We start from the raw sequence: 8,319 nt of genomic DNA on the forward strand, positions 1-8,319 counted from the left end.
CCGGAAAGCGGAGTGAACTCGAACAGCAGCCACTGAAGCTTGCGCACGAGCGACAGTCGTGGGAGACGCTGGTCTGGTCAAGATATCGCGCAGGAGCCTCTTGCTGGCCGCCGCCGCGGGACAAGCAGTTTCCACCGTACAAACTGTTTCCGCCGAGGACGTGGCTGTGATGAATAAGGTTGTGCTACTAGGCGATTCGGTGTTCGACAACAGCGCCTATGTCGCCGATGGAGCAGATCTATTGGCCCACGTTTTGCGTCAGCTCCCGATCGGCTGGTTGGCCATGCTGCTTGCCGTTGACGGCAGCCTCATGGCGGATGTGGGCCGGCAACTGAACCGCCTGCCATCCGACGCCACTCATCTGGTGGTAAGCGTGGGAGGGAACGACGCACTCGGCGTCTCCTCCGTTTTGAACGCTCCATCGCGGTCCGTTGCCGACACTCTGCTGAGGCTCGCCGAAATTAGAGAGCAATTTTGCTTGGAGTATATGTCGACCCTGGATGCCGTTCTGGCGGTAGGGCTGCCGACCGCGATTTGCTCGATCTACGATGTCCGGTATGCCGACCCCGAACAGAGACGCATTGCGGTAACGGCCCTGTCGATCCTCAACGATTGCATCACACGAGCAGCCGCCGTGCGCGGCGTTCCGCTGATCGACCTTCGCATCGTCTGCGGCGAGGACGCCGACTTTGTCAACGCCATCGAGCCTTCGGAACAGGGCGGCAAAAAGATTGCCGCGGGGATCGTGTCGTTCCTTACCAAGCACGAATTCCGAAGCGGGCGTGCCGAACTGATTGTTCGGTAGCAGCGCTTGCAGTTGCCATTCATGGTCGATCGGGCCTTCCTCGGCGTTGCGGAGGACGAGGCAGCCGCTGAGGGGCGTTTGGGGCCCTCCCAAGCGCGGACTTGTTCTCCCCCATCGCATCAGATTTGGTCAATGAGAAGCGGTCCTAGCCAAGTGACCGGCGCGAACAAAACCGTTTCTGACCCGGTTCTCTCGCCCTGGTGACGCGCCTTCGTGTTCGGAGAACGAAATTCTCATGGTGCCTCACCAGGATACGAAGTCAGGCGCCGATTGCACTCACCAGCTTCAATCCTCGACCGTACGAAAGACGCTCAGCGGCCGGATCGCCCCGCCTTCCTCAGCAATGGCGCCGCCAAGCGTCTAAGACCCTCGAAATCACCCGAGTAAATGAGGAGAGCCAATGATTGGACGGCTCCAGTCGGGAACAAAGTCGAATACCCATGATTTGTACGTTGCCCAGAGTGGCAGGACCGATAGCTATCCAACGGGTGTTCCATGGATTCTCCAACGTTGCCTCCGCCGCCTCCGACTGAACTCAGCCAAGCACTGAAACGCAATATCCAAGCGATTGAGGAGCGCCGGGCGAAAGAAGCCAGCGATGCAACTTTGGAAGAGAAAATCGCTGAGGCGATTACTTCTTTTACGGGCAGTATGCGTTTCGTGTATCTTCACTTGGCCGTGTATGGCGGCGTCTCGAACTTGGGCTGGATACCGATCACTCCGCCATTTGATCCGACATTCGTGATATTGGCCATGGTAGCTTCCGTCGAGGCCATATTTCTCTCGACCTTTGTACTGATCAGCCAAAACCGGATGTCAGCTGCCGCAGACAAACGGGCGGATCTGGACCTTCAGGTGAGCCTGCTGACGGAGCACGAACTCACAAAACTTACTGAACTTGTCGATTCGATAGCGGATCGGTTGAATGCAAAACCAGCCTTAACCGATATAGAAGTCGGCGAGATTAAGAGGGACATTGCGCCAGAAGCAGTGCTGGACGAAATCGAATCGAAGCAGCTGGAGGCTGCGAAGAAGCTGGACCAGCGCTGAATCGACACACCGCCCTAGTGTCGTGATTTCGAAATTCGGTTGTTTGATTTCCGGCTTCGGTCAAACTTCGAAGTCAAAACGACAGTAGAAATCACAGATTGCTAATGTCGGCAACGCCGCCCTACAGGAACTTCATATCGCCATAGGTGGTGACAAAGGTCGCTGACGTGTTCAGCCTCGTGAAGCGAGGTCTCTTTACAGCGCGCCTTGGTCTTCAGCGAGAAAATTGCTGCGTGACTGCCTCCCGACCTTCACCGGTCGCCTTGCGGTAGTGGCTTCTGGCGACCCGTGCGTTGGCCTTGAAGCGCCGCTCTCGAGGTCATGGCGTAGGTCGCCTTGAGGTCCTGCTCGTGTGTGGCGAGCACGCAGGCGATGTCGGCCGTGCTATAGCCCGAAACCGGCCAGCGCCTCCACCCTGGAGGGAGCTCAGTGGCCGGTTTTCCAGAGGAGCTTCGATATCGGGGCTCATTTGGCCCGGTCCGCGTCCCAGAAGGTGACGGCATCGTTTGCTGGCGGCGTACCAGCAGGAGTCTTGCCCAGGCTACAGGATCCGAGCCGCGAAGGATGATGCGGCGGATCTCATGCACCTGTTCGGGCGTTCAGATCGGCGACACGGAAGGCAGTAAACCACCCTTAATGGCCCATTCGTTGGCACCGGCTATCATGGACACGCCGCGCTGAGTCAGCTTTCCACCCCAGCAAGACCTTCGATGCGCATTTCGGGCGTTCTCCGGCTCAGATGTTTGAACCAGCGGGAAGCGCCACTTTCGGACCTTCGAGCCCGCCCAGTTAAAGGTGCAGTTCTCGACACCGAAGCGGTCCTTGATCGGGAGGCGGGGGCACATCACCATTCGTTCGTGCAGTCGACCTCAGTCGCAGACCTCTCAGAGGGTCTGGCGGTGCGTCTCGCTTCACCGATTGGGCAGTCCCGGCCATGCTCCGCCGAAAGGTAATCGACGCCCAAGGCGCGGTGGTCGGTGGAGGGCGAGGTGGCGGCACATCGCACAGATTATTTCCAACACTGCGGAGCCTTTGGACGTGGTGCCGCAGACGCCAGCGTCAGGCACTGCTTCACAGGGTCTACGACCTGCTGCGCCGCTGGTTGATGTTGGTGTGGTAGGCTGCGCTGAATGCCTACTCTCGGGAAAACAGTCAACGGGGAGATTTGACCCTATGTGGACACGCATTCGGCACCTAGGTGTGAGCATAGAGGCTACGGTGGCCATTGCTGGTTGTGCTTTGACCGGCTATCGGTCTGACGTTTAGCTCACGTGCCGGGTGTGCAGAGCGAATAGACCGATCACGCTTCGTAGAACCTCGAGTTTTTCGATGCCTGGCTTGGCTGACGGCCTGCAGATCAAGCGGCCTCGTCGAAATTCGAACCCGTCCAGCCCTAAAATGTTCTGCCGGACTGGGGCGGAGGGCTTTGTGCGGAAGATGATCGCAATCGCTTCGGGTCCTATGTCGACCTGCCTCAAGCCTAACGCCGCCGCATCCATTCGCAATCGGGTTACCTCCAGCAGCGTAGCCACTTCGCTCGGCATGGCTCCAAAGCGATCCTCCACTTCCTCGGCAAATGCATTGAGATCCGAATGCGTGCTCATGCGAAACAACCGCGAATACAGGCTCAGGCGTATGGCTGGCTCCGGCACATAGCTTTCTGGGAATGACCCTCCGGCCTGCAAGTTGATGTCCGGAAGTTGCGTGTCAGCGCCGGGCCCGCCTCGAGCAACCGATGAGGCACGCTCGAGCAGTCTATGATAGAGCCCGACGCCGATCAGCTTTACGTGGCCCGCCTGTTCTTCGCCGAGAAAATCGCCGGCGCCGCGTAGGTCGAGGTCCCTTTGGCTGATGGCCAGGCCAGAGCCAAGCCGGTCGAGAGCTACAAGAGCCGAAAGTCGGGACCTTGTGCCTTCAGCCAATTCCTTGCCGGGCTCGGTCAAGAGAAGTGCAATGCCTTGCACCCTTCCTCTGCCTACACGACCCCGAAGCTGATGGAGCTGTGCAAGTCCGAAACGGTCGGCCCGCCAAATGAGAATGGTGTTTGCCCGCGGTATATCAAGTCCGCTTTCGATGATGTCAGTGGCCAACAAAATGTCGCCTTCGCCTGCTCCGAACCGGACAACTATCTCGTCCAGTTCACGCCCTTTCATTTCGCCATGCGCGATCTTCACCGAGAGCTGCGGAACCAGCCTGCCCAGTTGTTCAACGACAGTCTCGATGTCATCTATGCGTGGTACGACAAAGAAGCTTTGTCCCCCGCGGCGGTATTCGCGCAATAGAGCAGCCTTGGCCGAACCGGCATCGAAAGGAGCCAGGATGGTGCGAACCGGACGCCGCTTGGCAGGTGGTGTGTTCAGGACGCTGACTTCCTGCGCGCCCGCCATCGCCAATTGAAGCGTTCGGGGTATCGGCGTAGCGCTCATGGTCAGTGTGTGGAGGCATGGCGCCAACCGTCGCAGTGATTGCTTCAGCTTGGCCCCGAACCGATGCTCTTCGTCGATTACGAGCAGCCCGAGATGGCTAAAGGACACCCCTTTGGCCGCAATAGCATGGGTCCCGACGACGACTGCGATGTTACCACTTCTCAGACCATCCTTCACTTTCCTTGTCTCTGTCGATCCGACCACCCTGGACAGGTGAGAAACTTGGATGTTGAACCCTGCGAAACGCCGGCAGAACGTATCGTAGTGCTGACGCGCGAGCACCGTGGTGGGCGCAACGATAGCAACCTGATTGCCGCAGAATGCGGCCGCAGCACACGCCCGAAGCGCCACCTCTGTCTTTCCAAAGCCGACGTCGCCGCAGACCAGCCGGTTCATCGTTTTGCCCGACGACAGGTCATCCATTACGGCTCGGATTGCGGCGGCTTGGTCGGGGGTCGCGGGGTAAGGGAATCGCGCCGCGAAGCGAGCAAGATCAGCACGCGGCGGCTTGATCATTTCGGCGGATTGGCAGGACCTGGCCTTCGCAATGGCGACCAACCGCTTGGCTACCTTCTGGATCTCGCGGACTACAGACTGGCGCCGCTTCTTCCAGCCTTCACTGTCTAGTCGGTCCAAGGCTATCGCTTCTGGCTCGGATCCATAGCGCCATATACGGCCAAACTCCTCCACTGGTACCAGCAAGGAAGCTCCACCATGATATTCAAGCTTCACGACATCCTGTTGCAGGCCAGCCACTTCAATTTGTTCGATCGCGGCAAGGACGCCCACGCCATGGTCTTCATGGACAACCAGATCGCCGAGCCGCAGTTCGGGTTCGGCTATGCCGTTGCCGGAGCCCGCGTTTGCAGTCGATGACGGGCCGAATATGTCCGCTGCCGCGACGACTGCAATTCGGGATGGCCCGTCGACAAAGCCATCCGAGAGATCGAATTCCGCCTTGAGAAGAGAGCCTCTTTCGACAGAGAGGATTTGCGGCCAATCGGCGACCGGGTCCATCTTGCGACCGAACTTACGGTCGAGCAGCCGTTCTGCTCGGCGCAGTTCCGAAGTTTCGCCCGTGACCACCACACTAAACCCCGAGCTTGTGCGCGCCTGGGCGAACTCGGCGAATCCGTGCCCGGCTCGCGGCAGGTGGAAGAATTTGGGAATTCGGCCAACCGGGATCGTAAGACGCAAGCACTGGCGATCCCGTAGCGAGTCGTCCCATTCCTCACGCGACAAATAAAATTGTTTCGCCGCGGGCCGCCCCATCGCGGATACTTGCCGCCTGCCGCGCCACGCCTCCTCTATGAGGTCTAAGACGCGAGCTAGCGAGATTTCTTCCAATCCATCCAGGAAGCAGATGGTAGCTGTTGATGCGACGTCGAAGAGCGCCGGCAAATCGGAGTAGAGCGAGACTAGACTTTCCTCCATCGGGATCGTGCGCATCGCTGCAGGGTCGAACTTATTGCCGGGTTCCAACATGAGCTCGGACGCCGGGCCAATTACGACTCTGTGCAGCGATCGCTCGCTTCGTTGAGTGATTGGGTCATATGTCTTAAGTTCGGAGATGGCGCCGCCAGCGCCCAGTACAACACGAATAGGGCGGTCACGGTCAGCAGGAAAAACGTCGATAAGATCGCCGCGGATGGCCATCTCGCCTGGTTCGTCGACCCGATCGTCGACAACATAGCCACTCCTCTCAGCCAATACACGAAGTGCCCTCGGGTCCACCTCCTGTCCGATCTGCAGGGTCGCGAAACCCTGGCCGATTGCCGAGGGAGGCGGTACCCGCTGCAAGGCAGATTCGACCGAAGTAACCGTGATGCGGGGTCCTTTCGTAGCGGCCGCAACAGCATGAACAACGCTGACCCGCCGCCCCATAGTGGCGCGAGTGGGCCACACCCTGTCGTATGGCAGGCAATCCCACGGCGGCATATACAGGATATCAGCTTTTGGGAGGAAGTGGCGCAATGCCTGGGTTATGTCAGCGGCACTGCGTTCGGAACTCGCGATATGGAGCATGTCCCCATTTCGAGTGGTTTCCAAAGCGCTGATCAATGCCGCAGCTACCGCGGCAGCTGGCGGTGGGTCGCCTTCTCCTCCTGTTGCAAGTTCGCACTCAAATTGCTCGAGTTGTTCAGCCTCACCGGCATTGCAGGTCTCTCTATCCACGTCTCACCTTCCGAACCTAGGACAAAACGGCCGTGACGCGCCGGCGTTCCGTTGGGACGGCACAGTTACCGACGCTCGGCTTTCAGCAACGTCGCAAAGCGACAATCCGTTGCCTTGCCCAGCGTGTGATCCGGATCGTGCGCCGTGAGAATAGAGTGCCGCACTGTCTAGCAATTCGTGGATGGCGAGGTTTCCTGAGGTCAGATCGACCCGTCGTTTGTCACCCACACTGCCGGGCTCGAACAAGGACCCGGGATGTACAAGATCTTTCGCGACAAGCAGGACAGTTGCGTAAAAGTCGTACTGAAGCCATAGGATCAGTGTCATGAACATGCTTAGCAAACTCGGCAATCTCTACAGATGGCCAAGTGACCCAAGGGTCGTAAAATCTGGCCCCGAAGGCGCTCGCGCCCTCCGATATTGTAGCGCGCAAACTTGGATGGTTTAGCATAGCGCTGGGCACGGCCGAACTCATAGCCTCCGAGCGCATCGCCCGCGCACTCGGCATGCCTGGTAAGGAAGGCCTTATCCGCGCCTATGGAGCGCGGGAAGTCAGCAGCGGTATTCTGTCCTTGTCGGTGGACAAACAGTCGGGACTTTGGAGCCGTGTGGCCGGTGATGGGCTCGACATCGGAACACTCCTATGGGCGTTCCGGCACGACAATCCAAAACGTGACAACGTCGGACTTGCATTGGTGCTCGTTGCCGGTGTGACACTCATCGATTTATTGACGGCGCAAAAGGTAAGCGCCCGGCACGCTCAAGGCCGCCGGCAACCGCAGAATTTTAGTAACCGCAGCGGCTTCCCACGGGGTCTTGAAGCTGTGCGGGGCCTTGCACGAAAAGACATGTCGTCACTTGCCAGAATTGAGCGGTGACCAACTGACGCGAACCTGATCCTCCTTCTCTCATTGTCGCCGCCGATACGCTCGGCGCTGATTGCGCAGATACTTGACTCATCCGGAACCGCGATTTCAGGAAATTGTCGCTCCAGGCGACCAAGGCCCGTGCCTGCTGCAGGTGCACCGTTCCCGACGGAAAGTTCCGACTCCGGCACAGCCAGCCTCGAACCGGGCTTCGGCTACCTTCCCGTCGGGCGTGAAGAAACGCCGTGGACCATGCGCCCGCGACCCAAGGTTAGCCGGGGCATGATGCCGATCCGTCCCAAGCTGCAGATAGGCAAGGTGACGCGTGATGCTGTTTGCCCCATCGCCACATCCTGCGTCGCAGCGCGGTCAGCCGCCAGCAGTCTGGTCTGGCCGACCAAATCCTTTCTTTGCAGCGAGTTTTTGCTTTTCTTTCAGCACCCGAACGATCGCGTCGACGGGCGGCGTAAGGTCGGGCGGCGACTTGCTGTTCGAGTGCCACGAGTGTCCAAGGACTGTTCTCAGTATGCGCATTGTCGTTACCTCCTGGACCACCAAACTTGGCTTGGGCGTTGTTGTTCCTGAACGGCACCAAGCGCCGCTGTCCGAAGGCGAACTCCATGGCAAGCAGGCACGGCTGGAGCCTGGACTGGAGATTCAGGAACTCGTCACTCCAGAACTCAGCCACGATCGCTCCGGGTTGCAAAGGCTCGTCCATTCTTCCGATCTGGAATTCGGTGAGACAAGCGACTTGGCTGAAATTGACCGAGGGCAGGTTCTGGCGGGGGGCGAGGGGTGTCGTGGCGATCACCGACAAGCTGAAGGATCGGGGCGGGGAACAGTTCGAGCGGGGGCGCATCTATGTGGCTTCACCCGGGTTCCATCTGCTGCTGCACCACGATCATATGCTGCTCCGGCGCGGCCCTCGCGAAAATCTCGCCCGGCCGGCGATCGATCCTCTCTTTCGGTCGGCCGCATGCAGCTATGGAGCTCGGGT

At 59.1% G+C, this 8,319-nt stretch carries 5 protein-coding genes and 1 pseudogene; 5 read left to right on the plus strand and 1 reads right to left on the minus strand.

From position 1 onward, the window contains the following. Positions 1-100: 100 nt before the first annotated feature. Positions 101-805: an SGNH/GDSL hydrolase family protein gene (locus AC0L2C_RS29570; RefSeq protein WP_287068286.1), complete on the plus strand. Its 705-nt coding sequence runs from the start codon at positions 101-103 to the stop codon at positions 803-805. Between the two features lie 495 nt (positions 806-1,300). After that, positions 1,301-1,855 (plus strand): DUF1003 domain-containing protein, encoded by a 555-nt coding sequence (locus tag AC0L2C_RS29575; RefSeq protein WP_473525085.1) that lies wholly within the window; start codon positions 1,301-1,303, stop codon positions 1,853-1,855. Positions 1,856-3,117: 1,262 nt separating this feature from the next. On the opposite strand, the gene AC0L2C_RS29580 is transcribed toward AC0L2C_RS29575, so the two are convergent. Continuing rightward, positions 3,118-6,456 (minus strand): DEAD/DEAH box helicase, encoded by a 3,339-nt coding sequence (locus AC0L2C_RS29580; RefSeq protein ID WP_473525086.1) that lies wholly within the window; start codon positions 6,454-6,456, stop codon positions 3,118-3,120. Positions 6,457-6,654: 198 nt separating this feature from the next. Between AC0L2C_RS29580 and AC0L2C_RS29585 the strand changes: the two are divergent. From AC0L2C_RS29585 to AC0L2C_RS29595, 3 genes and pseudogenes are all read left to right on the plus strand, one after another. After that, positions 6,655-6,771: pseudogene (locus AC0L2C_RS29585) on the plus strand (glutathione-dependent formaldehyde dehydrogenase); the annotation flags it as partial. 191 nt (positions 6,772-6,962) lie between these two features. Continuing rightward, on the plus strand, positions 6,963-7,334 hold the full coding sequence (locus AC0L2C_RS29590) for a hypothetical protein (RefSeq protein ID WP_473525087.1): 372 nt from the start codon (positions 6,963-6,965) through the stop codon (positions 7,332-7,334). A gap of 788 nt (positions 7,335-8,122) precedes the next feature. Beyond that, positions 8,123-8,319 (plus strand): chemotaxis protein CheB (locus tag AC0L2C_RS29595; RefSeq protein ID WP_473525088.1); only part of this gene is annotated, 197 nt, incomplete at its 3' end.

The organism is Mesorhizobium sp. WSM4845, assembly GCF_055811455.1.

Bases quoted from the DNA above. Each gene is read 5' to 3' on its own strand.
- AC0L2C_RS29575 (WP_473525085.1), top strand. From the start codon at position 1,301: ATGGATTCTCCAACGTTGCCTCCGCCGCCTCCGACTGAACTCAGCCAA.
- AC0L2C_RS29590 (WP_473525087.1), top strand. From the start codon at position 6,963: ATGCCTGGTAAGGAAGGCCTTATCCGCGCCTATGGAGCGCGGGAAGTC.